The organism is Paracoccus sp. J39, assembly GCF_000518925.1.
GTDB lineage: Bacteria > Pseudomonadota > Alphaproteobacteria > Rhodobacterales > Rhodobacteraceae > Paracoccus.
This window is the reverse complement of sequence record NZ_JAEN01000026.1, coordinates 32,961-59,263: the sequence shown is the minus strand read 5'-3', so window position 1 is coordinate 59,263 and position 26,303 is coordinate 32,961. Positions and strand designations below refer to the sequence as shown.

At 66.0% G+C, this 26,303-nt stretch carries 21 protein-coding genes and 1 pseudogene; 5 read left to right on the top strand and 17 right to left on the bottom strand.

What is annotated here, in order from left to right; all coding sequences use genetic code 11:
• Nucleotides 1-7 precede the first annotated feature (7 nt).
• Together L632_RS0118860 and L632_RS0118855 are read left to right on the top strand one after the other, a co-directional pair.
• Nucleotides 8-727 carry a CoA transferase subunit A gene (locus L632_RS0118860; protein ID WP_028717360.1) on the top strand — a complete coding sequence of 240 codons (720 nt, stop codon included), beginning with the start codon at nucleotides 8-10 and terminating at the stop codon, nucleotides 725-727.
• Nucleotides 727-1,371 carry a 3-oxoacid CoA-transferase subunit B gene (locus L632_RS0118855; protein ID WP_028716246.1) on the top strand — a complete coding sequence of 215 codons (645 nt, stop codon included), beginning with the start codon at nucleotides 727-729 and terminating at the stop codon, nucleotides 1,369-1,371. Before L632_RS0118860 ends, L632_RS0118855 begins: the two co-directional genes overlap by 1 nt.
• A gap of 411 nt (nucleotides 1,372-1,782) precedes the next feature.
• On the opposite strand, the gene L632_RS24470 is transcribed toward L632_RS0118855, so the two are convergent.
• Nucleotides 1,783-1,929: a hypothetical protein gene (locus L632_RS24470; protein WP_156929554.1), complete on the bottom strand. Its 147-nt coding sequence runs from the start codon at nucleotides 1,927-1,929 to the stop codon at nucleotides 1,783-1,785.
• A gap of 269 nt (nucleotides 1,930-2,198) precedes the next feature.
• Here L632_RS24470 and L632_RS0118845 point away from each other — a divergent pair, with 269 nt between their 5' ends.
• Genes L632_RS0118845 through L632_RS0118835 form a run of 3 tightly spaced genes read left to right on the top strand, consistent with a single transcriptional unit; the run spans nucleotide 2,199 to nucleotide 7,113 of the window.
• Nucleotides 2,199-3,269: an HlyD family secretion protein gene (locus L632_RS0118845; protein WP_028714647.1), complete on the top strand. Its 1,071-nt coding sequence runs from the start codon at nucleotides 2,199-2,201 to the stop codon at nucleotides 3,267-3,269.
• Nucleotides 3,266-6,004: a ribosome-associated ATPase/putative transporter RbbA gene (gene rbbA / locus L632_RS0118840; RefSeq protein ID WP_028717359.1), complete on the top strand. Its 2,739-nt coding sequence runs from the start codon at nucleotides 3,266-3,268 to the stop codon at nucleotides 6,002-6,004. Before L632_RS0118845 ends, rbbA begins: the two co-directional genes overlap by 4 nt.
• On the top strand, nucleotides 6,001-7,113 hold the full coding sequence (locus tag L632_RS0118835; protein ID WP_028717358.1) for an ABC transporter permease: 1,113 nt from the start codon (nucleotides 6,001-6,003) through the stop codon (nucleotides 7,111-7,113). Before rbbA ends, L632_RS0118835 begins: the two co-directional genes overlap by 4 nt.
• Nucleotides 7,114-7,624: 511 nt before the next feature.
• On the opposite strand, the gene L632_RS0118830 is transcribed toward L632_RS0118835, so the two are convergent.
• The 16 genes and pseudogenes from L632_RS0118830 to L632_RS24050 all read right to left on the bottom strand — a co-directional run.
• On the bottom strand, nucleotides 7,625-8,374 hold the full coding sequence (locus L632_RS0118830; RefSeq protein ID WP_028717357.1) for an amino acid ABC transporter ATP-binding protein: 750 nt from the start codon (nucleotides 8,372-8,374) through the stop codon (nucleotides 7,625-7,627).
• 11 nt (nucleotides 8,375-8,385) lie between these two features.
• Nucleotides 8,386-9,471, bottom strand: a complete 1,086-nt coding sequence (locus L632_RS0118825; protein ID WP_051476497.1) for an amino acid ABC transporter permease — start codon at nucleotides 9,469-9,471, stop codon at nucleotides 8,386-8,388.
• A complete protein-coding gene (locus tag L632_RS0118820; protein ID WP_028717355.1) occupies nucleotides 9,468-10,646 on the bottom strand; it encodes an ABC transporter permease subunit in 1,179 nt (392 codons plus the stop codon). Before L632_RS0118820 ends, L632_RS0118825 begins: the two co-directional genes overlap by 4 nt.
• 95 nt (nucleotides 10,647-10,741) lie before the next feature.
• Nucleotides 10,742-11,773, bottom strand: a complete 1,032-nt coding sequence (locus tag L632_RS0118815) for an amino acid ABC transporter substrate-binding protein (RefSeq protein WP_028717354.1) — start codon at nucleotides 11,771-11,773, stop codon at nucleotides 10,742-10,744.
• A gap of 110 nt (nucleotides 11,774-11,883) precedes the next feature.
• Nucleotides 11,884-12,633 (bottom strand): SDR family NAD(P)-dependent oxidoreductase, encoded by a 750-nt coding sequence (locus tag L632_RS0118810; protein WP_028717353.1) that lies wholly within the window; start codon nucleotides 12,631-12,633, stop codon nucleotides 11,884-11,886.
• Between the two features lie 6 nt (nucleotides 12,634-12,639).
• Entirely contained in the window at nucleotides 12,640-13,359 is a 720-nt protein-coding gene (locus L632_RS0118805; RefSeq protein WP_028717352.1) for an SDR family oxidoreductase, read from the bottom strand.
• Between the two features lie 126 nt (nucleotides 13,360-13,485).
• Entirely contained in the window at nucleotides 13,486-14,400 is a 915-nt protein-coding gene (locus tag L632_RS0118800; protein ID WP_028717351.1) for a LysR substrate-binding domain-containing protein, read from the bottom strand.
• Between the two features lie 65 nt (nucleotides 14,401-14,465).
• Entirely contained in the window at nucleotides 14,466-15,674 is a 1,209-nt protein-coding gene (locus L632_RS0118795; RefSeq protein WP_028717350.1) for an FAD-binding oxidoreductase, read from the bottom strand.
• Complete coding sequence (locus L632_RS0118790; protein ID WP_028717349.1) at nucleotides 15,671-16,492, bottom strand: NAD(P)-dependent oxidoreductase; 822 nt, start codon at nucleotides 16,490-16,492, stop codon at nucleotides 15,671-15,673. The genes L632_RS0118795 and L632_RS0118790 overlap by 4 nt, the downstream gene beginning before the upstream one ends.
• Nucleotides 16,489-17,709 (bottom strand): pyridoxal phosphate-dependent aminotransferase, encoded by a 1,221-nt coding sequence (locus L632_RS0118785; RefSeq protein ID WP_028717348.1) that lies wholly within the window; start codon nucleotides 17,707-17,709, stop codon nucleotides 16,489-16,491. The genes L632_RS0118790 and L632_RS0118785 overlap by 4 nt, the downstream gene beginning before the upstream one ends.
• Nucleotides 17,706-19,340, bottom strand: a complete 1,635-nt coding sequence (locus L632_RS0118780; RefSeq protein WP_028717347.1) for a hydantoinase B/oxoprolinase family protein — start codon at nucleotides 19,338-19,340, stop codon at nucleotides 17,706-17,708. The genes L632_RS0118785 and L632_RS0118780 overlap by 4 nt, the downstream gene beginning before the upstream one ends.
• A complete protein-coding gene (locus L632_RS0118775) occupies nucleotides 19,337-21,433 on the bottom strand; it encodes a hydantoinase/oxoprolinase family protein (protein ID WP_028717346.1) in 2,097 nt (698 codons plus the stop codon). The genes L632_RS0118780 and L632_RS0118775 overlap by 4 nt, the downstream gene beginning before the upstream one ends.
• Entirely contained in the window at nucleotides 21,430-23,094 is a 1,665-nt protein-coding gene (locus L632_RS0118770; RefSeq protein ID WP_028717345.1) for a thiamine pyrophosphate-dependent enzyme, read from the bottom strand. Before L632_RS0118770 ends, L632_RS0118775 begins: the two co-directional genes overlap by 4 nt.
• 125 nt (nucleotides 23,095-23,219) lie before the next feature.
• Entirely contained in the window at nucleotides 23,220-24,617 is a 1,398-nt protein-coding gene (locus L632_RS0118765) for an FAD-binding oxidoreductase (RefSeq protein WP_028717344.1), read from the bottom strand.
• 3 nt (nucleotides 24,618-24,620) lie between these two features.
• Complete coding sequence (locus tag L632_RS0118760; RefSeq protein ID WP_028717343.1) at nucleotides 24,621-26,054, bottom strand: aldehyde dehydrogenase family protein; 1,434 nt, start codon at nucleotides 26,052-26,054, stop codon at nucleotides 24,621-24,623.
• A gap of 111 nt (nucleotides 26,055-26,165) precedes the next feature.
• A pseudogene (locus L632_RS24050) lies at nucleotides 26,166-26,292 on the bottom strand (4Fe-4S dicluster domain-containing protein); the annotation flags it as partial.
• Nucleotides 26,293-26,303 lie beyond the last annotated feature (11 nt).

The window sequence follows — 26,303 nt, the reverse complement described above, 5'->3', positions numbered from 1 at the left end:
GAACAAGATCTATCCCAGCGCGGATTTGGCGCTTGGGGGTTTGCTTCGTGACGGGATGGTGATTGCGGCGGGGGGCTTCGGGCTTTGCGGCATCCCGGAGCTTTTGATCGAGGCGATCCTGCGCGCCGGGACCAGGGAGCTGACCATCGCCTCCAACAATTGCGGCGTGGACGGGTTCGGGCTGGGCAAGCTCTTGGACTCGCGGCAGATCCGCAAGATGATCTCCTCCTATGTCGGCGAGAATGCCGAGTTCATGCGCCAGTATCTCTCGGGCGAGCTGGAGCTGGAGTTCAACCCGCAGGGCACGCTGGCCGAGCGCATGCGGGCGGGCGGCGCCGGCATCCCGGGCTTTTATACGAAAACCGGCGTCGGCACGGTGATCGCCGAGGGCAAGGAGCATCACGATTTCGACGGCGAGACCTATATCCTGGAACGCGGCATCGTCGCCGACCTGGCCATCGTCAAGGGCTGGAAGGCGGACGAGTCGGGCAACGTGGTGTTCCGCAAGACCGCGCGCAACTTCAACGTGCCGGCGGCGAAATGCGGCCGCATCTGCGTCTGCGAGGTCGAGGAGATCGTGCCGACGGGCAGCCTCGATCCCGACGCCATCCACCTGCCGGGGATCTATGTCCATCGGCTGATCCAGGGCCAGCACGAGAAGCGCATCGAGCAGCGCACGACACGTTCGCGCGTCTCCGACACGACCGGCAAGAAGGAGACCGTCTGATGGCCGCCGAAATCAAGGGCTGGGACCGCAACCGGATGGCGGCGCGGGCCGCGCAGGAACTGCAGGACGGCTGGTATGTGAACCTCGGGATCGGCATCCCGACGCTGGTGGCGAACTACATCCCCGAGGGGGTGCATGTGACGCTGCAATCGGAAAACGGCATGCTGGGCATCGGGCCGTTTCCTTACGAGGGCGAGGAGGACCCGGACCTGATCAATGCCGGCAAGCAGACGGTGACCGAGCTGCCGCAGACCGCCTATTTCGACAGCGCCGAGAGCTTCGCGATGATCCGCGGCGGCAAGATCGCCATGGCGATCCTGGGGGCGATGGAGGTGGCCGAGAACGGCGACCTGGCGAACTGGATGATCCCCGGCAAGCTGGTCAAGGGCATGGGCGGGGCGATGGACCTGGTGGCGGGCGTGGGCCGGGTGGTGGTGGTGATGGACCACACCAACAAGGCGGGCGAGTCGAAGGTGCTGAAATCCTGCACCCTGCCCTTGACGGGCCAGGGCGTGGTGAACCGGATCATCACCAATCTGGGGGTGCTGGACGTGGTTCCGGGCGGGCTGAAGATCGTCGAGCTGGCCGATGGCGTCAGCGAGGACGCGCTGCGCGCCGCGACCGAGGCGGCGATCGTCGGGTGAGCTGACAGGGGGAGGGGGCTTCCGCCCCCTCTTGCGGCTGAAGCCGCAATTCACCCCCGAGGATATTTGGACAAGAAAGAAGGACGGCGTTCCGCGGGGGATGGCGGGATGCCGGTCCCGCCCCTGCGGAGGGCGGGACGAAAATCCCCGGATTCGGGCGCGGCCTCCGTGCCCGGCTCGCAACCTGTTCTGACATCATCTTTTGCGCGCGGCAGGAGCCGCCATCCGTGGCACCGGCCTTGCCGGGCGCGGCTGCGAACGGGGTTTCGTCTTTGGGCCTAGGGCTGTCATGCAGGCCACCGGCCCGGGGTGCTAGCATGAAGGCCGACCGGACAGAATCGTCATGCGCAGGAAGAGAGCAGGATGACGCAATTCGCTGGGGCCACGTGTATCGCCGTCGGCATGGTGTCGCTATGGCTTCTCGGGCGCGTCGATGGTCAGGATCATGTGCGCGGCGCAGTTCAGCATCTCGGCCGGATGCTGCTGCCGCTGGTAGCGATCCAGAAAGACCTCCCTGAGCGGCTTGCGCGTCGGAGGGAAGACGATCAGCTCGCGCATGTTGTCACAGGGGCCATGAGGGACCTGAAGTCGGAAAAATTACCCGGCGTCATGGAACCCGGCAACCTGTCCCTTTGGCGGGGCTGCCCCGGCAGCCTTGCAGGGTTCATGAAGGATCGGCAACGGGTTGGGGATTTCCGGCGCAAGCGGAGCAGCGGCATTTTGGTCAGAGCGCGTCGCGCGCAGGGCGGCTATTGTGGCAGGGCGACGCGATTCGCGCCGTCGCAGCCGGACCGATCCGGCGCCGTTTCTGATCGCGGAGGTCGTGCATGGCAGGCAAGGCAAGATCCTGGTGGGGCGGGGCCGCGGCCCTCGCCGTTCTGGCCATCGTCGGCTGGCTGGCCTGGCAGAACCTGTCGCGGGACGGCCAGCTGGCCGGCATCGCCTCGGGCAATGGCCGGATCGAGGCGACCGAGATCGACATCTCGGCCCTGTCCGCCGGCCGCATCGCCCGCATCCAGGCCGCCGAGGGCCAGGTCGTGCGCAAGGGCGACCTGCTGGTGCAGATGGACACGCTGCAGCTCGAGGCGCAGAAGCGGCAGGCCGAGGCGCAGCTGCGCCGCGCCCGCATCGGGGTCGAGACCGCGCAGAGCCTGGTGACCCAGGCCGAGGCGCAGCACAAGGCGGCCGAGGCCGCGGTCGAGCAGGCGCGGGCGGCGGCGGATGCGGCGGCGGCGCGACTGGCGCGCACCGAAAGCCTGGCGCGCAGCAACGTCGCCTCGCAGCAGGTGCTGGACGACGTGCGGGCCTCGGGGCGCGAGACGCAGGCGGCGCTGGCCTCGGCCGAGGCGAACCTTGCCGCCGCCGAGGCCGGGATCGGCACCGCCCGCGCCCAGGTCGTCGATGCCGAGGCGGCGGTGGACGCGGCGCAGGCGGCGATCGAGGCCGTCGAGGTGCAGATCGGCGACGCCACGCTGCAATCGCCGCGCGACGGCCGGGTGCAATACCGCATCGCGCAAGAGGGCGAGATCGTCGCGGCCGGCGGGCGCATCCTGAACCTGGTCGATCTGGAGGACGTTTACATGACCTTCTTCCTGCCCACCTCGCAGGCCGGCCGGGTCGAGGTCGGGGCCGAGGCGCGGCTGGTCATGGACGCCGCCCCGCAATACGTGATTCCGGCGCGGATTTCCTATGTCGCGGATGTGGCGCAGTTCACGCCCAAGACCGTCGAGACCGCCGAGGAGCGCGAAAAGCTGATGTTCCGCGTCCGCGCCCAGATCGATCCCGAACTGCTGCGCAAATACAGCAACTACGTCAAGACCGGCCTGCCCGGCACCGCCTATGTGCGCATCGACGCCGAGGTCGCCTGGCCCGACGCCTTGTCCAACCTGGTAGAATGACCGCCCTGCCCGACCCTCCCGACGACCCGCCGGTGGCCGAGATCGCCGGCGTCTCGCTGCGCTATCGCAAGGCGGTGGCGCTGGACGGAGTGACGCTGGCCGTTCCCGCCGGCCGCATGGTCGGGCTGATCGGCCCGGACGGGGTGGGCAAGTCCAGCCTGCTGTCGCTGGTCGCCGGGGCGCGGGCGATCCAGCAGGGCAAGATCCGGGTGCTGGGCGGCGACATGGGCGACGCCCGCCACCGCGCCCGCATCTGCCCGCGCATCGCCTATATGCCGCAGGGGCTGGGCCGGAACCTCTATCCCACGCTGTCGGTGGCCGAGAACCTGGATTTCTTCGGCCGGCTTTTCGGCCACGGCCTGGCCGAGCGCGCCCGCCGCATCGACGCGCTGCTGGCGGCGACCGGCATGTCGCCGTTTCGCGACCGCCCCGCCGCCAAGCTTTCCGGCGGCATGAAGCAGAAGCTGGGCCTGTGCTGCGCGCTGATCCACGACCCGGACCTGCTGATCCTGGACGAGCCGACCACCGGCGTCGACCCGCTGTCCCGCCGCCAGTTCTGGGAGCTGATCGCCCGCATCCGCCGCGACCGCCCGGGCATGAGCGTGATCGTGGCCACCGCCTATATGGAGGAGGCCGCCGGCTTCGACTGGCTGGTGGCGATGGACGCGGGCCGGGTGCTGGCCACCGGCAGCCCGGCCGAGCTGCTGGAACGCACCGGGGCCGAGGATCTGGACCGCGCCTTCATCGCGCTTCTGCCCGACAGCGAAAGACGGGGGCATGAGCCGGTCTCGATCCCGCCGCGCCGCGCCGATGACGGCGAGACCGCCATCGAGGCGCGGCACCTGACCATGCGCTTCGGCGATTTCACCGCCGTCGACGATGTCAGCTTCCGCATCGGCAAGGGCGAGATCTTCGGCTTTCTCGGCTCGAACGGCTGCGGCAAGACCACGACGATGAAGATGCTGACCGGCCTGCTCGAACCCAGCGAGGGCACGGCGCGGCTGTTCGGGACCCGGGTCGATCCGTCCGACATGGCGGTGCGCCGCCGGGTCGGCTTCATGAGCCAGTCCTTCTCGCTTTATTCCGAGCTGACGGTGCGGCAGAACCTCGACCTGCACGCGCGGCTGTTCGGCATGGAGGCCGGACAGGTCGCGGACCGCGTCCGGCGGATGATCGAGCGTTTCGGGCTTGAGGCCGTGGCGGACGACCTGCCCGACGCCCTGCCGCTCGGCATCCGCCAGCGCCTGTCGCTGGCCGTGGCGATGATCCACGGCCCCGAGATCCTGATCCTGGACGAGCCGACCTCGGGCGTCGATCCGGTGGCGCGCGACGCCTTTTGGCGGATGCTGGGCGAGCTGTCGCGCCAGGACGGGGTGACGATCTTCGTCTCGACCCATTTCATGAACGAGGCCGAGCTTTGCGACCGCATCTCGCTGATGCATGCCGGCCGGGTGCTGGTCAGCGACACGGCCGAGGCGATCAGGCAATCCAAGGGCGCGGCGACGCTGGACGACGCCTTCGTCGCCTATCTGCAAGAGGCGATCGGCGACGAGCCCGCCCCCGCCCCGCTGGTCGATACGGCCGAAACGTCCGCCCGGACCGGCGGCTGGTTCAGCCTGGCGCGCATGTTCAGCTATTCCCGGCTGGAATCGCTGCAACTGCGGCGCGACCCGATCCGGCTGACGCTGGCGCTGCTGGGCAGCCTGATCCTGATGTTCGTCATCGGCTACGGCATCAACATGGATGTCGAGGACCTGAGCTTCGCCGTGCTCGACCGCGACCAGACCGCGACCTCGCGCGACTATGTTCTGGACATCGCCGGCTCGCGCTATTTCACCGAAACCGAGCCGCTGGCAGGCTATGACGACATGGACGCGCGGATGCGCAGCGGCACCCTGGCGCTGGCCATCGAGATCCCGCCCGGCTTCGCCCGCGACGTGGCGCGCGGCGGCGCGGTGCAGGTCGGCGCCTGGATCGACGGCGCCAACCCGACCCGGGCCGAGACGGTGCGCGGCTATGTGCAGGGCATGCATGCCGACTGGATCATGCGCAAGACCCGCGAGGCGCATGGCGATGCCGCCGTGCAGGGCAGCTTCGAGCTGGTGACGCGATTCCGCTACAACCCGGACGTGAAAAGCCTGGTCGCCATGGTGCCGGCGGTGATCCCGCTGCTTCTGCTGCTGATCCCGGCGGTGCTGACCACGCTGAGCGTGGTGCGGGAAAAGGAGCTGGGCTCGATCATCAATTTCTACGTCACGCCCGTCACGCGGCTGGAATTCCTGATCGGCAAGCAACTGCCCTATGTGGCGCTGGCAATGCTGAATTTCGCGCTGATGACGGCTTTCGCGGTCTTCGCCTTCCGGGTGCCGCTGACCGGCAGCCTGGCGGCGCTGGCGCTGGCGGCGGCGCTCTATGTCACCGCCACCACGGCCATGGGACTGCTGATTTCGTCCTTCATGCGCAGCCAGGCGGCGGCGCTGTTCGCGACCGTGCTGCTGACCATGATCCCCGGCGCGCAATATTCCGGGCTGCTGGACCCGGTTTCCTCGCTGCAGGGCGTCGGCCGCGCCATCGGCGAGGTCTATCCGACGACGCATTTCATCATCGCCTCGCGCGGGGCCTTCTCCAAGGGGCTGGGCTTTGCCGATCTGGGCATGGCCTTCGCGGCGCTCGCGGCGGCGGGGCCGCTGATCCTGGGGCTCAGCGCCCTGCTGCTGAGGAAACAGGCGAAATGAGGCTGCGCAACGTCTGGAACCTGGGCATCAAGGAACTGCGCGGGCTGTGGCGCGACCCGGCCATGCTGCTGCTGATCGTCTATGCCTTCTCGCTGTCGATCTATACCGAATCGAAGGCGATGCCGGAAAGCCTGTCCAACGCCGCCATCGCCGTGGTGGACGAGGACCGCTCGGCCCTCTCCGAGCGCATCGTGGGCGCCTTCACCCCGCCCTATTTCGGCACGCCGCGGCTGATCACCACGACCGAGATGGACCGCCGCATGGACGAGGGGCTGGACACCTTCGCGCTGGACATCCCGCCCGATTTCCAGCGCGACCTGCTGGCCGGCCGCCATCCCGCGATCCAGCTGAACGTCGACGCCACCCGGATGAGCCAGGCTTTCACCGGCAGCGGCTATGTCCAGCAGATCGTCGCGGCCGAGGTCCAGGAATTCACGGCCGGCCATCGCGAGGAAACCGTCCTGCCGGTCGAACTGGCGCTGCGGGCGCGCTACAACCCGGCGCTGGACGCAGGCTGGTTCGGCGCGATCAACAGCGTCATCGACGCCGTGACCATGCTGTCGATCATCCTGACCGGCGCCGCCCTGATCCGCGAAAAGGAACACGGCACCGTCGAGCACCTGCTGGTCATGCCGGTGACCGCGGCCGAGATCATGCTGTCCAAGGTCTGGTCCATGGGCCTTGTCGTGCTGCTGGCCTCCAGCTTCGCGATCACCGTGGTGGTCCAGATGGCGCTGCAGGTGCCGGTCGCGGGCTCGGTGCCGCTGTTCATCGCCGCGGCGGCGCTGATGCTGTTCGCCACCACCTCGATGGGCATCTTCCTGGCCACGGTGGCCGGATCGATGCCGCAATTCGGCTTGCTTCTGATGCTGGTGCTGTTCCCGCTTCAGGTGCTGTCCGGCGGCATGACCCCGCGCGAAAGTATGCCCGACATCATCCAGGCGCTGATGGCGCTGGCGCCCAATACGCATTTCGTCATCCTGTCGCAGGGCGTGCTGTTCCGGGGCGCGGGGCTGGGCGTGGTCTGGCCGCAGCTTCTGGCGCTGGCGGTGATCGGCTGCGCGCTGTTCTGGCTGGCGCTGCGGCAGTTCCGCCGCTTCCTGAGCTGATGGCGGGAAACAGCGCGCGCGGTGGTGGTCTGAGAGAAGCCGGACCCGGAGGTCCGGCAGTCGGTAACACGTCAAACCACCACAACTTGACTGATCAATCAATTAACATAAAGCGCGATTCGTTCAAACCGCTTTCTGGCCGCCGGATGCGGAGGCGCGCGGTTTGTGAACCGGCAGGCGCCTGCAGCCCGCTTTGAGGATTTGGGCCACCCCGTTCGGCCTTCAGGACTATTTCGAAAGCCCGAGGGAGCCTCATCGACCGAACTTATGGGCCTGCCGGTGCAGAAGCCCTGCGCAAGTCAAGGAGATCTATTTCAACTCCCGCTTTGGTCTCAATATCTTGCGTAAAGAAGCTTCCTTCGGTGTAACCCGCAGCCATAATCCAGGCCGTTTCCGCTTGCGCAGAAGCCATGATCGACCATGCGGCAGCCAGCGCAAGTCACCTCGGCATGTCTCCCACCCGTTGGCTTTACGTTCAATTTATTCCGCGATCACGCTGGCGGCCGCTCTCTCAATGACCAAGCACCTGCGACAGGAAGCGCCTGGTCCGTTCATTCTGAGGATTTGAAAAGAACGCGTCGGGGGCCGCTTCCTCGACGATCTCGCCGCGATCCATGAAGATCACCCGGTCCGCAACCTTGCGGGCGAAGCCCATCTCATGCGTGACGCAGATCATCGTCATGCCTTCGGTCGCGAGGCTGCTCATGACGTCGAGCACCTCGGCAATCATCTCTGGGTCCAGCGCCGAGGTGGGTTCGTCGAACAGAAGGATCTCGGGCTTCATGCACAAGGCGCGGGCGATGGCGACGCGCTGTTGCTGGCCTCCCGACAACTGGCCCGGGAACTTCTCGGCCTTATCGGGGATGCGGACCTTTTCCAGGAAACGCATCGCCGTCGCCTCGGCCTCGGCGCGCGGGGTCTTGCGCACCAGCATCGGGGCCAGCGTGCAGTTCTCCATGACCGTCATATGCGGGAACAGATTGAAATGCTGGAACACCATGCCGACCTCGCGCCGAATCTCGTCGATGCTTCCCACGCTGTCGTCCAGCGCCGTGCCGAGAACCCGAATTGTGCCGGCATCATGTTCTTCGAGCTGGTTGATGCAGCGGATCATGGTCGACTTGCCCGAACCGGACGGCCCGCAGACGACCACCTTCTCTCCTCGGGAAACGGTCAAGTTGATATCCCGCAAAGCGTGAAAACTGCCATAGAACTTGTTCAGGCCGGTGATCTCGATGGCGGGGGCTTGGCGATTGCTCATCTGGCAGGCTCCTATCGGCGGCCGATATTCATGCGCCGCTCAAGATAGGCGCCATAACGGGACAGGCCGAAAACGAAGGTGAAATAGATCGCCGAGATGAAGACATACACCTCGACATAGGCGAATTTCCATTCTCCGGTGTTATAGGCGGCATTGCCTGCAGCAAGCAGCTCGACAAAGCCGACCACCACCACCAGCGAGGTCTCCATGAAGGTGATCACGATCTGGTTGATGGTGGCAGGCAAGGCCAGGCGAAAGGCCTGGGGCAGGACAATCCGGCTGATGCGGTAACGATAGGGGATGCCAAGCGCCTTGGCGGCCTCCTCTTGTCCGGAGGCAGTGCCCTGCAGCCCGCCGCGGATGATCTCGGCCTGATAGGCGGCGAAGAAGATCGCAAGTCCCACGATCACCCGGTAAAGCTTTTCGCCCGTCAGCATGGCGGGCAACACGAAAGGCAGCACCACGGCAAAGGTGAACAGGATCGCCAGGAGCGGCAGCGAACGGATAGCATCGATGAAAAGCCCGGTGACCCTGGCGATGACCGGCATCTCGGATCGGCGCATCAGGGCCAGCATCACCGCCAGCGGCATCCCGATCACGACAGTCGAAACGAACAGGAACAAGGTCAGGGCAAGCCCGCCCCATTGCTCCTCGCTGACCCGCGACAGGCCCAGTGCTCCGCCCTTCATCAGGATATAGAAGGCCAGGGCGGCAAACAGCCAGATCGCAGCCAGCCGTATGATGCCCCACATGCGCGGCAGGCAGCTGAGAACGACGGTCGCGATGACGATCACGCAGGCCAGCGCAGACCGCCATTGCTCGTCATAGGGATAGATGCCGAACATGATCAGCCGCCAGCGATTGGCGATGACGGCCCAGCAGGCACCACCATTCGCCCGACATTCCGCGGCGCGGGCGTCGGCCTCGAAGGTGGCGCGGAACAGCGCCCAATCCAGAACCCACCATATCAGCAGGCCCAGGATGGCGACGCAGACCAGCGTGAGGATCGAGCCCAGCGGCGAGGCGAAATATTCGCTGCGCAACCGGCGCCACAGGCGCTGCGACGGGTCGGGGGCATGGATCGAAAGATCGGTCATTGTGCTACTCCGATCTGCTTGCCCTTCAGGGCGATGGCGCGGTTGACGCGATTCAGCACAGCGGCAAGCGAGAAGTTGATGATCAGGAAGCCCGCCATCAGGATGCCGATCAGTTCCAGCGTCTGGCCCGAATGGGTGATCGACCCGGCGATGACCATGAAGAGGTCCGAAAAGCCGACCGCGATCCCCAGCGTCGTGGCCTTGATCAGCCAGACATACTGGTTGATCAGGATCGGCAGCATGGCGCGGACCGCCAAGGGCATCCGCACCCGGCTGAACACCCGCCAGGGCGACAGGCCAAGCGCCTGCGCGGCCTCGACCTGGCCGCGGCCAACGGATTTGAAGCCGCCGCGCACGATCTCGCCTATATAGGCCGCCCCATAGACGGTGATGGCAAAGGCGAGCGCATAGATTTCCGGCCGCAACTGGAAGCCGCCGCGAATGTTGAGGCCGCGCAACTCGGGCAGGCTGACCAGCGGGGTCTCGGGGATACGCCCCCAGGATAGCGCGACCGCCGCGCCAAGGATGCCGGTCACAAGAACGCCCAGGCTCAGCAGGCGGCGGCGCGCGGACTCGACCCTGCCGAAACGCCGGGCGACCGCGATCCACAAGATGACGAACAGCGCGGCGATCATGATCGCAATCGCCACCACGGCCGACAGCACGGTCACGTTCAGACCGGGAAAGTGCAGGCCGCGACCGGTCAGCATGACATGGCCGATCTGGATGGCATTCCGGGGATTGGGCAGTTGCGTGACCACCGCATACCAGAAGAACAGTTGCACGATCAGGGGGATGTTGCGGAAGATCTCGATATAGATCGTGCCAAGCAGACGCGCCGGGGCATTTTTCGAACTGCGCGCAAGGCCGATCACCAGGCCAAGCAAGGTGGCGCAGAACAGCCCGACGAAGCCCATCAGCAACGTATTCAGGATGCCGTTGAAGATGAACCACCAATAGGGATCGCCGGGCGATGTCCGCAGCAGCGAGGTCCCCATCTCCCAGCCGGTCGCGCGCCACAGGAAACCGAAGCCCGACGAGATCCCCTGCGCGGAAAGGTTCCTCTGCGCGGTCGTCGCGCCGATGATCAGGATCGCGGCGATGGCCGCGAGAAAGGCGCCCTGAAGCACCTGCCGGCGGATTTTCTTGCGGCGCCAGAAAGGAATCGTTGTCATGCAGAGAGCCTCCAACATGTCGCTGTGAAACCGCATGACAGAGCGATCGGGATAGGGATCGCTCTGCCCGCTTTGCGGGACTGCCCCTGCTCCTGTCAGTCGATGATGTAGGGGAACAGCACGCCGCCGTCCTTCCACAGCGCGGTCAGTTCGCGGTCCATCTTGTAGGGCGATTCCTGTCCCAAGCTGCGCTCGAAGATTTCGGAATAGTTGCCGACTTTCTTGATCACGTTATAGGCCCAGTCGTCCGACAGCCCCAGCCCCGCGCCCATGCCCGGCGTCGCACCCAGGAACTTGCCGACTTCGACCGTGGGCGGATTCGCCTTCATCTCATCGATGTTTTCCGATGTGATGCCCTCCTGTTCGGCGAAGAGCAGCGCGCTCAGCGTCCAGTTCGCGATATCGACCCAGTTGTCGTCCCCTTGACGCATCAACATCACCGAGGGCTCCAACGCGACGATATCGGGCAGCATGACATGCGCCTCGGGATCGTTCGATGCCGCGCGGGACACAGCCAGAACCGGTCCCCACTGGATGTAGGTATCGCAGCGGCCCGAGAAATAGGCACCCTCCAGCTCGGATGTGCGTTCGATCGCGACGACCTCCATCTCGATGCCGATCTGCTGCAGATATGAGGTCAGCTGCTTTTCCTGCGAGGTGCCCGCCATGACGCAGATCGTGCCGCCCTCGGCATCCTTGAGGCTTTCCAGCTCAAGTTCTTTATGGGCCAGGACGCGGGTCGTCCCCAGATAGTACGAGTTCGAGAATTGCATGTTCAGGTCGGTGTCGCGGCTCAGCGTGCCGCCCGAGGCCTTGATCATGATATCCACATCGCCCGATTGCAGCGACGGCCAGCGCTGTTCCCAGGACAGCGGGATGATGCGGACCTTGGACGGATCGCCAAGGATGGCGGTGCCGATGGCGCGGCACAGTTCGATGTCGATCCCTTTCCAGTTGCCGCGATCGTCGGTTTCGGCAAAGCCCAGATACGAGCCGTTATGGCCCGGGCACAGCAATTCGCCGCGCTGCTTCACCGTCTTCAGGGTGTCGCCGTTCCCTGCGAAGGCTCCGGCGGCGGAAAGGGTCAGGATACCGGCGGCAATGCCGGTTTTCAGAAAACAGTTCATAGCCCACTCCCGTGTTGGCATTTGTTTACAGGCATTCGGTCTTGATCCCGCCGCGGCCTGCGTTTCGCGCCAGGTTTTCCGCTTCTGGCGCCGCGGATAGGGAAACAGTGTCAGGCGTAAATGTAACCACCTGAAACAATTATGTTTTCTCCGGTCATATAGGTATTCTTCGGGCCGCCGGCCATCAGCACCCATTCCGCCATCTCTTCCGGTTCGCCGCCGCGGCCCAGGGGGCTGGCCTTCGCCAGCTCGGCAAGGAATCCCAGCTCGCGGGCCTTTTGCGTCGCCATGCCGGCCGGCGCGACCGAATTGACCAGAATTCCGTCGGGGGCGACTTCATGCGCCATGCTTTTCGTCAGGCTGACCACGGCGGCCTTGGTGGCAGCGTAATGGGCATTCTGCGGATGCGCCTTGAAGGCATCCACCGAGGTGATGTTGACGATCCGCCCGCGCACCAGACCGTTCAGGGACTGCTGCCGCATCCTGCGGACCGCCGCGACCATCATGTGATAGGTGCCCTTGACGTTGATCGCATTCGAGGCGTCCCAATCGGCATCCGTGATCTCGAGGATCGGCTTTCTGGGATAGATGGCGGCCGAGTTCACCAGCGTGTCGATCCGGCCCAACTCGTCGGCCACCTTGTCCAGCGCCGCATGGGCCGCATCGGCGGTGCGGATGTCGCAGGCCGCGAATGCGGCCGGAATGCCGGCCTCTCGCGCCGGGGCCAGTGCCGCCTCAGCCGCATCGGGGTCGAGGTCGATGATCCCCAAGGCCGAAGCCCCATTTTCCACCGCCATGCGGCCGATCAGCGCGCCCAGCCCGGCACCGCCGCCCACGATTAAGACCGAAAGTCCCTGCATCTGCCTTTATCCTTGTTTCCTGTTCTGGCCGCCGGTTGCTGTCGCCTGATGCGTGGGAAGAATGTCGAACCGTGCGACATCCACGGCCTGCGGCAGCTTCCAGATCGAAAGCACCATGGCGGCGACATCCTGCGGCTGCACGGCGGAGTTGCCGGCATACATCGCCGCGCGCGCCTCCTCCGACAGCAGATCCTTGTAAAGACCGCTTTCGACACGGCCCGCGACGATTTCGGTCACGCGCACGCCATGCGGCGCCATATCCAGACGCAAGGCTTGGGCAAAACCGCCGATGGCCGCCTTGGTGGCGCAGTAGACGGCCAGGTTCGGGAACGGCGCATGGCCTGCGGTCGAACCGGTGAAGAAGATATGGCCCCTGCCCCGCTGGCGCATGCCCGGCGCGATCATCCGAGTCAGTTGCAGCACCGCGGTCAGGTTCACCGCGATGGCTCTCTGCATCTCGTCCTCGGGCAGGTCACAGAAGTTCACCATCGCCGGCATCATGCCCGCGTTGTTGACAAGGATGTCCGGCGCCAATTCCGCGAGTGAACGGAGAGCCGCCGGCTCGGCCAGGTCCAGTCCCAGACCTCTGACGCCTTGCGCCTCAAGATCCGCCAGCGCGTCGGGTTGTCGTCCGACGGCGATCACCTCGTGACCGGCATCCCTCAGGGACAATGCGATTGCCCGTCCGATTCCGCTGGTGGCGCCTGTGACCAAAGCTCGAGTCATGCCTGCATCCTTTCAAGCAGAAGCGTGCAGCATCGGGGGGCGCAACCAAATCAAGAAAAGTGCTGGATCGACAAGTTTTTCTTGCCTTTCACCGGCGCGAGGGGCGGCGTATCGCGCCCTCTCCGGTCACTGGGGCTGGGTCCAGTCCTCTTCCGCGATCCATTTGCAGAATGCCGCGATGGCGCTGACCCGGCGATGCGCCTTGGGCAGGACCAGATAGAAGCCGGGCACGTGCTCGCGCGGCATGTCCTGCATGATCCCCCGCCCGAAGGGGGCGACAAGCTTGCCCAGTTTCAGGTCTTCTTCCGCATCGATGGTCGAAATCAGGCCGACGCCAAGCCCCGCCACCGTCGCGCGCCGCATCGTCGCGGCATCCTGAAAGCGGATCGCAGCCCCTGAAACCTCCGCTTTCACGCCCAGATGGGCCAGCACATCGGGCCAAAGCCGATCCGACAGAACCGAATGCAGCAGCGTCAGGCCTCTCAGATCATCGGGATCCCCGATCTTGCGGGCGATTTCAGGCGTGCAGCAGATTTCCTTGTAATCATAGAGAAGCAGGCTCGCCTCATAGGGCTTCCATGTGCCATAGCCCCACTGGATGGCCACATCCACGTCATCCGCCACGAAATCGGGAAGATCGACCATCGTCGTCAGGCGCAGATCGGCATCCGGCATGGTTTCCCGGAACCTCGCAAGCCGGTCGAGCAGGTAGCGTGTCGCGAAATAGGGGCTGGCATTCACATTGATCCGGGTTCGCCGTCCGACCTTGGTGACGCGGCGCACGCCCTCCTCCATCTCCTCGAAGGCGGACTGGATGTAATGCGCCAGCAGGATCGCCTGCTCGTTCGGCTCGATGACGCGGCCCTTGCGCTCGAACAGCTCAAGCCCCAGGGTTTCCTCCAGCAGCTTGATCTGCTGGCTGACGGCCTGGGGCGTCACCAGCAATTCGTCGGCGGCGGCCCGGAAACTGCAATGCCGCACGACGGTGTGAAAGACGCGCAACGCGTTCAACGGCGGCAGGCGAAAGGGGCGGTCGCTCATGGCCGCCCCGAACTTCCGTCAATCCAGCGTTTCAAACGCATGGTTCCTTCGCCTTTTTCCGGCGATCAGATGACCGCCTTTTCCAGGAAGGGCCGGTTTTCGACGATGCGCTCATAGCCGACTTCGGACAGGTCGAGCGTGCGGAAGCCACCGTGGACGATCAGCTCGGACACGCCGCGACCCGCTGCGGGCCCCTGCTGCAAGCCATGCCCGGAATAGCCGTTGGCGTAAATGAAATTCGTCACTTCCGGGTGCGGTCCGACGATCAGGTTGTGGTCCAGGGTGTTGAAATCATAGTGGCCCGCCCATTGGTTCACCACCTTGATCGCCTCGAAGGCTTGCGAGCGTTCGGCGAGCGTCGGCCAGATGATCTCTTCGAATTCCTCGTAGCGCGGCTCGAAGTCGTCCCAGTCCACCGCCGGATCCTCAACCGGCGCACAGCCGGTCAGGAAGAACCGGCCCTCGGGGCGACAGAAGACACCCGAGGGGTCGATCATCAGCGGCAGGCGGCCTGCGTTCACCTGGGCCGTGCCCTCGGGGGTCTTCGCACAATCGAAGACGAACAGGGTGCGTTTTCGCGGCTCGACCGGCACGTCAAGGCCGGCCATCCGCGCCGTCAGCGCCGCACGCGGACCCGAGGCATTCACGACCGTTCCCGCATGGATCACCGCGCCGGATTTCAGCGTGACCGAGGTGACGCGGTTGCCTTCGCGGCCGATCGCCACCACCTCGTCGGTGACATATTCCGCACCCTGCTCACGGGCCTTGGCCTTGAAGCCATACATCAGGCCGGTGTTGTTGAACCAACCTTCGCCCGATTGCCCATAAGAGGCCAGCAGGATGTCGTCGACATTCAGATGCGGGAAGGCGCGGGCCAGATCCTCCTGCCCCCACAGCACCACATCGGCGCCGCAGGCCCGCTGGACCTCGTGGTTCTCGCGCAGGGTGCGCGCCTGGTCCTCGGTATTGGCTAGGAAGAGATAGCCGCCGGGATGGAAGTTCAGGTCGGGCTTCGGCTCGCCCGCCACCTGCATCGTCTCGGCGAAGTCGCGGATGAACGCGCTGCCGAACTGGCTGATCTTCACGTTCACCGGGTTGGAGAACTGCACCCGGATCGACGAGGACGACAGCGAGGTCGCGGCCTTCAGATAGGTGGGGTCGCGCTCGACCACCAGGACCGAGCCCTTGAAATCCGGGTTCGCGGTCAGGAAATAGGCCACCGCCGAGCCGATGACGGCGCCGCCGACGATGACCACGTCATAGCTGTCCTTCATTGCGCTGCCTCGTCGTCGGGGTGGCCCAGGTCCACGAACCAGCCGCCAAGGCATTGCACGGCGGGGGCATGGGGATCGGCGGGGTCGGTTTTGGCTTCCATGGCGGCCCGGAAGCCTTCGGTATTGTCCTGGGGATGATAGCCCAGATGCCCGGCCAGCCGGTTGTCCACCGGCTTCACCGCATTGTCCGAGATGCCGAAGGCGATGGTGCAGCCGACGCGCGGCGCGGTCAGGCTGGCCGTGACCAGCCGCACGCAGTCGTCGAAGGAAAGCCAGGACCACAGCATCCGCCGGTCGGCCGGCTCGGGGAAGGACGAGAAAATGCGCAGGGCAACGCTCTCGATACCGAACTTGTCCCAATAGAGCTGGCCCAGATTCTCGACGAAGCATTTCGACAGCCCGTAAAGGCTGTCCGGCCGCTGGCGGGCATTGGCGTCGATATGGTCCTCCAGCCGGTAATAGCCGATGGCATGCACCGACGAGGCATAGATCACTCTTTTGACGCCATTCTTCCGCGCACCTTCATAGATGTGGTAGCTGCCGCGGATATTGGAATTCAGGATCTCGTCCCAGGGGCGCTCCAGCGGCGCGCCGCCGAAATGGACGACGGCATCGACGCCCTCGGTCGCCTTCAGCACCGCGGCCTCGTCGGCCAGGTCGAAAACGGCAACCTCTTCGTTGGGCTGGATGTCCTTGATCTCCGCCACGTCCGCAAGGCGCAACCTGCGTGCCAGCGGCGCGAGGCCGCGACGCAATTCGCTGCCCAGACGGCCGGCGGCCCCGGTGATCAGGATGGTGTCGAAACGTGGGGCAGTCATGCGGTTACCTCGGCTGGTTCAAGCGCCGCCACGGCACGGGCGATCCGTGCTATGGCCTCGGTCAGGATCTCGTCGCTGGTGGCGGTCGAGATGCGGAAGAAGGGCGCCAGCCCATAGGCCGAGCCGGGCACCGAGCTGACATGACCCTCGGCCAGCAGATAATTCGACACGGCCACGTCATCGGCCAGCACCTCCCCCTTGGGCGTGCGACGACCGATCAGGTCCGCACAGCCGATATAGGCATAGAACGCGCCTTCGGGGGCCGGAAGGGTCAACCCGTCGATTTTCGCGATCCCCGCCACCACCAGGTCGCGGCGGCGCTGGAAAGCCTCGCGGAACCGGGCGATGCAATCCTGCGGGCCGGTGAGCGCCGCCAGCGCCGCGGCCTGCATGGGCGCGGCGACCGAGGTGACGCTCTGGCTCTGCACCGTGTTCATCGCCCTGATCAGCGGCGCGGGACCGGCGGCATAGCCGACGCGCCACCCGGTCATGGCATAGGCTTTCGCGACGCCGTTCACGATCAGGCTGCGGTCCTTCAGTTCCGGGCAGGCCGCGCCGAAGCTGACGAATGCGCGCCCGTCGAAAATGATGTGCTCATAGATCTCGTCCGAGAGGATCAGCACCTGCGGATGCTTCGCCAGCACCGCGCCGAGCGCACGCAACTCGTCCCGCGAATAGACCGCGCCCGAGGGATTGCCGGGCATGTTCAGGAACAGCCACTTCGTGCGTGGGGTGATCGCGGCTTCCAGAACCTCGGGCGTCAGGCGAAAGCCGGTCTCTGCCGGGCATTCGGCAATCACCGGGACGCCGCCCAGCAGCTTCACCATCTCGGGATAGCTGACGAAATAGGGCGCGGGCAGGATCGCCTCGTCGCCGTCGTTCAGCGTCGCCATCAGCGCGTTGAAGATGATCTGCTTGGCGCCATTCGCCACCACGATGTCGTCGGGACCGTAATCCAGCCCGTTCTCGCGCCGGAACTTCTCGGCCACGGCCTTGCGCAGCGCAGGCGTGCCGGCCGAGGCGGTATAAAGCGTCTCGCCCGCCAGCGCCGCCTTGTGCGCGGCTTGCGCGACATGGGCGGGTGTCGGAAAGTCCGGCTCTCCCAAGCCCAGGTCGATCACATCGACCCCGGTCGCCCGCAGCGCCTTGGCCGCTTGCGAGGCGGCCATCGAGGCCGAGGGTTTCACCGCCGCAAGGCGGTCTGCCACATAGCTCATTTGCCCTTCTCCGTCACATAGCCCTTGAAGGCATCCTCGGCCCGCGCCTCGCTGCTGCGCCGGGCCGGGTCGCCGAAACCGCCGCCGCCGGGCAGTTGCAGGACCAGCCGGCGCCCGGCCGGCACATGCTGCCAGCCCTTGGGCCTCAGTTCCGTGCCGTCATCCAGCGCAACCCTGCCCGGCGCGCCGTCCTTTCCGCCGTCACGACCCCTGGCCGCATGGCCCACCCGGTCGAACATGGCCGAAAAGTCGAACTCATGCCCGTCCGCGGCTTCGATCTCGATGATCTGCCCCAACCCGCCGCGATACTCGCCGTCCCCTCCTGAATCCGGGCGCAATTCCTTGCGCCAGACGGTGATCGGGCCGGTCTGCTCGGTCGCCTCGATCGGCATGGTCATCACGCCCGAGGGAAAGGCCGTCGCCGAAAGCCCGTCCAGTCCCGGCCGCGCGCCCATGCCGCCCGAGTTGAACATCAGGATTTCCGCGCGGCGCCCTTCCTGCCCGGCGACCGGGCGGGCGGAGATGTGGATATTCCACAAGGCCGCGGCGCCCTCGGCCAGGATCTGGCCAGGCATGGCCTTGGCGACCGCACCCAGCACCAGATCGGGCACCATATGGCCGTTCACGTGGCGCAGGCTGACCGGAGCCGGACGCTCGGCGTTCAGGATATTGACCGGCGAAGAGACCGTGAACAGCTCCAGCGAGGCCCAGTTGTTCGGAATATCCGGCGCCACCACGCATTTCAGCGCATAGCAGGCATAGGCCTTGGTATAGATCAGGGGCACGTTGATGCCCCAGCGGCTTTGCCCGTCGGTGCCGGTGAAGTCGATATGCACCACATCCTCGCCGAAACTCACGGTGGCAGCCAGTTTGACCGGCTCATCATAGCCATCGGTCCAGAGCTCGTTCGACCAGCTTCCCCTGGGAAGCGCGCGAATGCGTTCCAGCGTGGCGGCGCGGGTGCGGGAAAAGATGAACTCGCCCAGGTTGTCGAGATTCTCCAGCCCGATCTCTTCCATCATCGCGATCAGCCGACGGTGGCCGACATCGTTGCACGCCGCCAGCGAGAAGAAATCGCCCACCACCTGGTTCGGCTCGCGGACATTGGTGCGCAGGATGCGGATCAGATCCCGGTTCACCTCGCCGCGTTCGGCGAATTTCATGATCGGGATCTGGATGCCTTCCTCATAGACCGACTTGCCGTCCGCCCCGAAGCCACGCCCGCCCACATCCACGACATGGGCCGTGCAGGCGAAGAAACCGACCAGTTCATCGCCCCTGAACGACGGCGAGACCATGGTGATGTCGTGCAGGTGCCCGGTGCCCTTCCAGGGGTCGTTGGTGACATAGGTGTCACCGGGGAACATGTCGTCGCGCCCGATTTCGGCGATGAAATGCAGCACGGCCTCGGCCATGGTGTTCACATGGCCCGGCGTCCCGGTGACGGCCTGCGCCAGCATCCGGCCCTGCGGGTCGAAAACGCCGGCCGAAAGGTCGCCCGCCTCGCGCACCGAGGTCGAGAAGGCGGTGCGCAGCAGCGTCATCGCCTGTTCCTCGACCACCGAGATCAGCCGGTTCCACATGACCTGCATGCGGATTTCCCGGGTCGCATCCTGGGTTCTGGCGTTCATGCCGCGATCTCCTTGCGGGTCAGAAGAAGGGTGCCGTCGGCCTGCATCACCACATCGAAGGGCGAGGTGACGACGGTCGAGGTCTCGCGCTCGACGATGACGGCCGGGCCGCTGACGCGGGCGCCGGGGGTCAGGCTTTGGCGCTCGACGATGGCGGTGGTCAGCATTTCGCCCTGCGCCGGGTCGAAGACCGCTCGGGTAACCGGCGTTTCCGGCCGGCCCTCGCCGCGGGTGATCGCCACCCGCTCGGGCGCGCGGCGTTCGTCCTGCGCCTTGACCGAGAAGGTGACGATCTCGATCTCCAGCCCGTCCAGCCCGTCGATGGCGCGACCGAAGAAGCGGGCGTAGTTCTCGCGGAAGCTGTCGCGCAGGCTTTCGACATCCCCGGCGGCGAAATCGCGGTCGGGCAGCGCGACCGGGATTTCCCAGCCCTGGCCGACATAGCGCATGAAGGCGGTGATCTCGCGCTGGATCGTGCCATCGGTTCCGGCGCGGACGAAGCCTTCGGCGGTGCTCTTCAGATCGGCCAGCAAGGCATTGACCTGCGCGGGATCGAATTCGGACAGGCGCACGATCTTCGAAGCCAGCGCCTCATAACCGAAGGGTGCCTTCAGGAAGCCGATGGCCGAACCCACGCCTGCGCCCGGCGGGATCAGGCATTCGTCGATCCCCAGCTTCTCGCACAGCCGCGCGGCATGCAGCGGAGCGGCGCCGCCGAAGGCGATCATGATATTGTCCGATATGTTCTTGCCGTTCTCGACCGCATGGACGCGGGCGGCATTGGCCATGTTCTCGTCCACCACCTCGACGATGCCGAAAGCGGCGGCCTCGGCGGGCAGGTTCAGCCTGTCGCCCACGTCGCGGGCGATGGCGCCTTCGGCATTCGCCACCGACAGCCTGATCGCGCCGCCGGCGAAATTGTCGGGATCGAGCTTGCCCAGAACCAGGTCGGCATCGGTGATCGCCGGGCGCTTGCCACCGCGCTGATAGCAGGCAGGACCGGGTTCGGATGCCGCCGATTCCGGGCCGGTCTGGATACGGCCCATGGCATCGACCCAGGCGATGGAGCCGCCCCCTGCCCCGATCTCGATCATCTCGATCACCGGGATCGAGATCGGCATGCCCGAGCCCTTGCAGAAGCGATAGGTGCGGGCGACCTCGAAGGTTCGGGCGGTCTTGGGCTGGAAATCCTCGATCAGGCAGATCTTGGCAGTGGTGCCGCCCATGTCGTAGCTGACCACGGTCTCCAGCCCGAACCGCTGCGCCACGTCGGCGGCAAAGATCGCGCCGCCCGCCGGGCCGGATTCGACCAGGCGCACGGGAAATTCGGCCGCCGTCTCGACCGAGATCAGCCCGCCGCCGGAGTGGATCATGAAGACCGGGCAATCGGACCCCATCTCCTTCAGCCGGACCTGAAGCCGGGCCAGGTAATCCGCCATCTGCGGCCGCACATAGGCATTGGCGCAGACGGTGTTGAACCGCTCGAACTCGCGCATCTGCGGCGAGACCTCGGCGGAGATCGAGATCGGCACATTGACCTTGGCCGCGATGATTTCGCGGGCGCGGCGTTCATGCGCCGGATTCATGTAGGAATGGATGAAGCCGATGGCGACGGCGCCGAAGCCCTCGGCGGCGATCCTGTCGGCAATCTCTTCCAGCGCGGCCTCGTCCAGCGGCTGAAGCTCCTGCCCCTGCGCCCCGATCCGGCCCTTGACCGTGAAACGATCCTCGCGCGGGATCAGCGGGGTGGGCAGCTTCAGGTTCAGGTCGTATTGCTCGAAGCGGTTCTCGGTCCGCATCTCGATCACGTCGCGGAAACCCTCGGTGGTGACAAGCGCCGTGCGGACGCCGCGCCGTTCGATCAGCGCATTGGTCGCCAGCGTGGTGCCGTGGATCACGATGTCCAGGTCAGCGGGCGAGATGCCGGCGTCGCGGGTCACGATCTCGATCCCGTCCAGGATGGCCTGTTCCGGCGCGCTGTAATTCGTCAGCACCTTGGTCGAAAACATCGTGCCGCGGCAATCCAGCGCGATGTCGGTGAAGGTGCCGCCGATATCCGCACCCAACCGGATCTGTTGACGGGCGGCGCTCATGCGGTTTCCTTTGCTTTCAGCGCGGCTTCGCGCATCTGTGACAGGGTTTGGCGCGGGGTCAGCGCCTCGGGCGAAATGTTCAGTTCCAGCAGCGCGCCTGTGCGCGAGGCGCGGGCGCGGGCAAAGGCCGCCGGGAAGTCCTCGGTCGCCTCGACCCGTTCGGCGTGGTAGCCATAGGCCTGCGCCAGCATGACGAAATCGGGATTCTCCATCGTCGTGCCCGAGACGCGGCCGGGATAGTTGCGCTCCTGATGGGCGCGGATGGTGCCGTAGATGCCGTTGTTCAGCACCAGGATGATCGGCTGCGCGCCGGCCTGCATGGCGGTGCCAAGCTCTTGGCAGTTCATCTGGAAATCGCCGTCGCCGGCGAAGCAGACCACGGTGCGCTCGGGGAAGGCCACCTTGGCGGCGACCGCCGCAGGAACGCCGTAGCCCATCGCCCCGGATTGCGGCGCCAGCAGCCGCGCCTTGGGCCCGAACTTGTAGAACTTGTTCGGCCAGACGGTGAAATTCCCCGCGCCATTGGTCAGGATCGCATCCTCGGGCAGCACCTCGCGCAGATGCGCGGTAGCCAGGACCATATCCACGGGCGAGGGCTGGGCGGGCGCCTCGAAACCGTCCTCGTAGGCCTTGCGACCATTCGCGCGCCACGCGGCCCAGTTGCCCTTTACCGGGCGCAGGGCGGCGGCGAAGGCATTCGGCCCCGCCTGGATGCCAAGCGTCGGCTGATAGATCTTGCCGATTTCACGATCCGAGGCATGGACATGGATCAGCTTTTGCGCCGGGACCGGTACGTCCAGCAGCGTGTAGCCGTCCGTCGTCATCTCGCCGAAGCGGACATTGATCGCCAGGATCGCATCGGCATCCAGGATCAGCTTGCGCACATGGGCAGGCATGCCGACCCCCGCCTCGCCGGCATAGACCGGCGAGAAATTGTCGAACTGATCCTGATAGCGGAAAGCGGCGACGACCGGGATGTCGCTGGCCTCGGCAAAACCCTGCAATGCTTTCTGCCCGGCTTCGGTCCAGTTGCAGCCGCCCAGCAGGATCAGGGGGCGTGCCGCCCCTTCCAGCACCGCCAGCGCCTCGGCCAGGGCTTCGGCGGTCGGGGCCGGCTCGGTGATGCGCGCGGGACCGGCCAGCGGCGCGGCGTCGGTCAGGCTGGTCAGCATGTCCTCGGGCAGCGCGATCACCACCGGGCCGGGACGGCCGGTCAGCGCCGTGGTCCATGCGCGGGCGAGGATCTCGGGGATGCGCCCGACATCGTCGATCTCGACCGCCCATTTCGCAATCGTGCCGAAAACGGCGCGATAGTCGATCTCCTGGAACGCCTCGCGGCCCTTCATGGAGGTCGCCACCTGGCCCACGAACAGGATCATCGGCGCCGAATCCTGCATCGCGGTATGCACGCCGATCGAGGCATTGGTGACGCCCGGCCCGCGCGTCACGAAGCACAGGCCCGGCTGGCCGGTCAGCTTGCCCCAGGCCGCCGCCATGAAGGCCGCACCGCCCTCGTTCCGGCACAGCACGAAATCAAGCTTGCCTTGCGTATCGTGCAGCGCATCCAGCACCGCAAGATAGCTTTCCCCTGGAACGCCGAAACCCTTTTCCGCGCCAAGCGCGACCAGGCTTTCAACCAGAAGCTGACCTCCGTTGCGCATTCCCGTATCCTTCCTGCCCTGGCGTTCAAAACCGGCCAGCGGGCGCAAATGAACCATCTGTCTGGGGTGATCCTGCCCGTCCGGGGCGGCGGACAAAATCAAGATTTCCGGCCCATCGACAAGATTTAGTTGCCGATCACCGCGCCGGGATTCATCGTGCCCTCGGGGTCCAGCGCCGCCTTGACCGCCCGCATCAGCCGGCGTTCGGCGGCGGGGCGGAGGGCGTCGGCCAGCGTGATCTTCGCCCGGCCCAGACCGTGTTCGGCGGCAAAGCTGCCGCCCATCTCGGTCGCAAGCCGCGCCAGCCGCAGCGCAAGCTCACGGTCCTGACCGGCGAAATCCGCCATCCCTTCGGGGGGCGTCAGGTTGTAATGGATGTTGCCGTCCGCCAGATGGCCGAAGGGGTTGATCCGCACATCGGGAACCAGCGCCCGGCAAAGCGCGCCCGCACGGTCCACGAATTCGGCGATCCGGCCCGGCGGAACCGCGATGTCATGCTTCAGCTGCGCCCCCTCCAGCCGCTGGCCCTCGGGCTGTTCCTCGCGCAGGCGCCAGAAAGCCGCGCGCTGCGCCTCGGACGCGGCCAGGGCGCCATCGAGGACAAGCCCCTCCGCCATGCCCCATTCCAGAACGGCACCCAGAATATCGTCCAAAGGCACCTTGTCCGAGCCGCTCGCGACCTCGACCAGCAGATAGCAGCCGCCCCGCGTCTCCAGCGGATAGGCCAGCCCATGGACATGCTTCAGGGCAAGCTCCAAGCCAAGTTCCGGGAAAAATTCCAGGCCGGTCAGGAACTGGCCCGCCTCTGCCTGCAACCGCGTCCCGAAGCGCACCGCCGCCGCTTCATCGGGCAAGGCGAGAAACGCCGTGGCCCGCTGACGCGGCGCGGGGAACAGTTTCAGCACCGCGCGGGTCACGATGCCCAGCGTGCCCTCGGACCCCACGAACAGGCGGCGCAACTGATAGCCCGCATTGTCCTTTTGCACCGCGCGAAGGCCGCTCCAGATCGTGCCGTCGGGCAGGACGACCTCCAGCCCCAGAACCAGATCGGCCATCATGCCATAGCGGAACGCATGGCTGCCGCCGGCATTGGTGCCGATCAGCCCGCCGATCTGGGCCGATCCCTCGGCGCCCAGATGCATGGGAAACATCATCCCCGATCCATCCAGCGCGTCGTGCAGGGTGGCCAACACCGCCCCCGCCTCGACCTCGACCGAGGCGCTGGCGACGTCCGGTTGCGAAATCGTGGCCATCCGCGACAGCGACAGGATGACGCCCCCTGCCCGCCCCAGCACCGCGCCGCCGCACAGCCCGGTATTGCCCCCCTGCACCACCACCGGGACGCCGGCGGCATGGCAGGCCCGGACCACATCGGCGACCTCGGCGGTCGAGGCGGGACGGGCCACCCCCAGCGGCGCCTCGCCATAGCGATCCAGCCAGTCGCGCTGCCACGACGCGGCATCCGCGCCCTCGATCCAGCCCGAGGCGCCGAGGATCGTCTTCAGTTCCTGCTGCAGGCTCATCCTCTACCCCGCGAAGACATAGGCGGTCTTGACCGATGTGTAGAAATCCATCGCGATCCGGCCCTGCTCGCGACCGCCAAGGCTGGAGGCGCCGCGCCCGCCGAAGGGCACATGGTAATCGACACCGGCGGTCGGCAGGTTGACCATCACCATGCCCGCCCTGGAGCCACGCCGGAACGCCGTCGCATGTTTCAGGGACGAGGTGCAGATCCCCGACGAAAGCCCGAAGGGCGTATCATTCGCCACCGCCAGCGCCTCGTCGAAATCCGCGGCCCGGATGACCGAGGCGCAGGGGCCGAAGATCTCCTCGCGCGAGGTGCGCATCAGGTTCGTGGCGCCGACGAACAGCGCCGGGTTCTGGAAATAGCCGGCACGGTCCAGCCGCTCGCCGCCCACGACCTCGCATCCCTCTTCCCCGGCAATCCGCACATAGTCCAGATTGCCCGCAAGCTGGCCCTCGGACACCACCGGCCCGATCTGCACGGCCTCGTCCAGCGGATCGCCGATCCGCAGCGCCGCCATGGCCTGCCGCATCCGGTCGACGAAGGCGTCATGGATCCGCTCCTCGACGATCAGCCGCGAGGAGGCGGTGCAGCGCTGCCCGGTCGAGAAGAAGGCGCCGTTGAGGCAGGCATTCACGGCCACATCCAGATCGGCATCGGCCAGCACCACCATCGGGTTCTTGCCGCCCATCTCAAGCTGGACCTTCTTCAGCCCCTGCGCGCAGCCCGCCGCGATGCCGCGACCCACCCGCTCGGACCCGGTGAAGGAGATCGCAGCGACGTCGGGATGCTCGACCAGCGCCTTGCCGATGACCGAACCGCTGCCCATCACCAGGTTGAACACGCCCCCCGGACATCCCGCCTCGACCAAGATCTCGGCCAGCAGATGCGCGCAGCCCGGCGTCAGATCGGCCGGCTTCAGCACGACCGCATTGCCTGCCGCCAAGGCCGGGGCGGTCTTCCAGGCGGGGATGGCGATGGGAAAGTTCCAGGGCGTGATGAGACCCACGACGCCCAGGGGCTCGCGCATCACGTCGACCTCGACACCGTCGCGGATCGAGGTCAGCTTTTCGCCCGGATTGCGCACCGCCTCGCCCGAGAAGAAGTGAAACAGCTGCGCGGCGCGCAGGGCCTCCCCTTTGGCCTCGGCAAGCGTCTTGCCCTCCTCCCGTGCCAGCAGCCGACCCATCTCATTATTGCGGGCCAGCAGCATGTCGCCCGCCCGGCGCAGCACGTCCGAGCGCAATTGCGGCGAGGCGGCAGCCCATGCCGGCTGGGCGGCCTTCGCCGCCTCGACGGCGCGGGCCACGTCACCGGCTTCGGCGTGGGCATAGAGGCCGATCAGCTCGTCTGGATCGGCCGGGTTGCGGTTCTCGCTGAAGGCCTGCGGCGAGACCCATTCGCCGCCGATCAAGTTGCGCTTACAGTCTTGCATGCCTGCCTCCTGCTGCCGGGCAAGGATTTGCCTCAAGAAACTGGCAGGATTATTCCCGATCCTCGGCGATCAGACCGCCAAGAAGGATTGGCGATCGACAAGTTTCCCTTGTCAAATATTCGGGTCGTTCGGCCCATCGCCGCCCTGGGGGCGCGGTCCAGTTGATGTTTTGGGACGGGTCCTTGATGTCGCAGGTCTTGCAATGCACGCAGTTCTGGAAGTTGATCCGGAAGCGCGGGCCGCTCAACG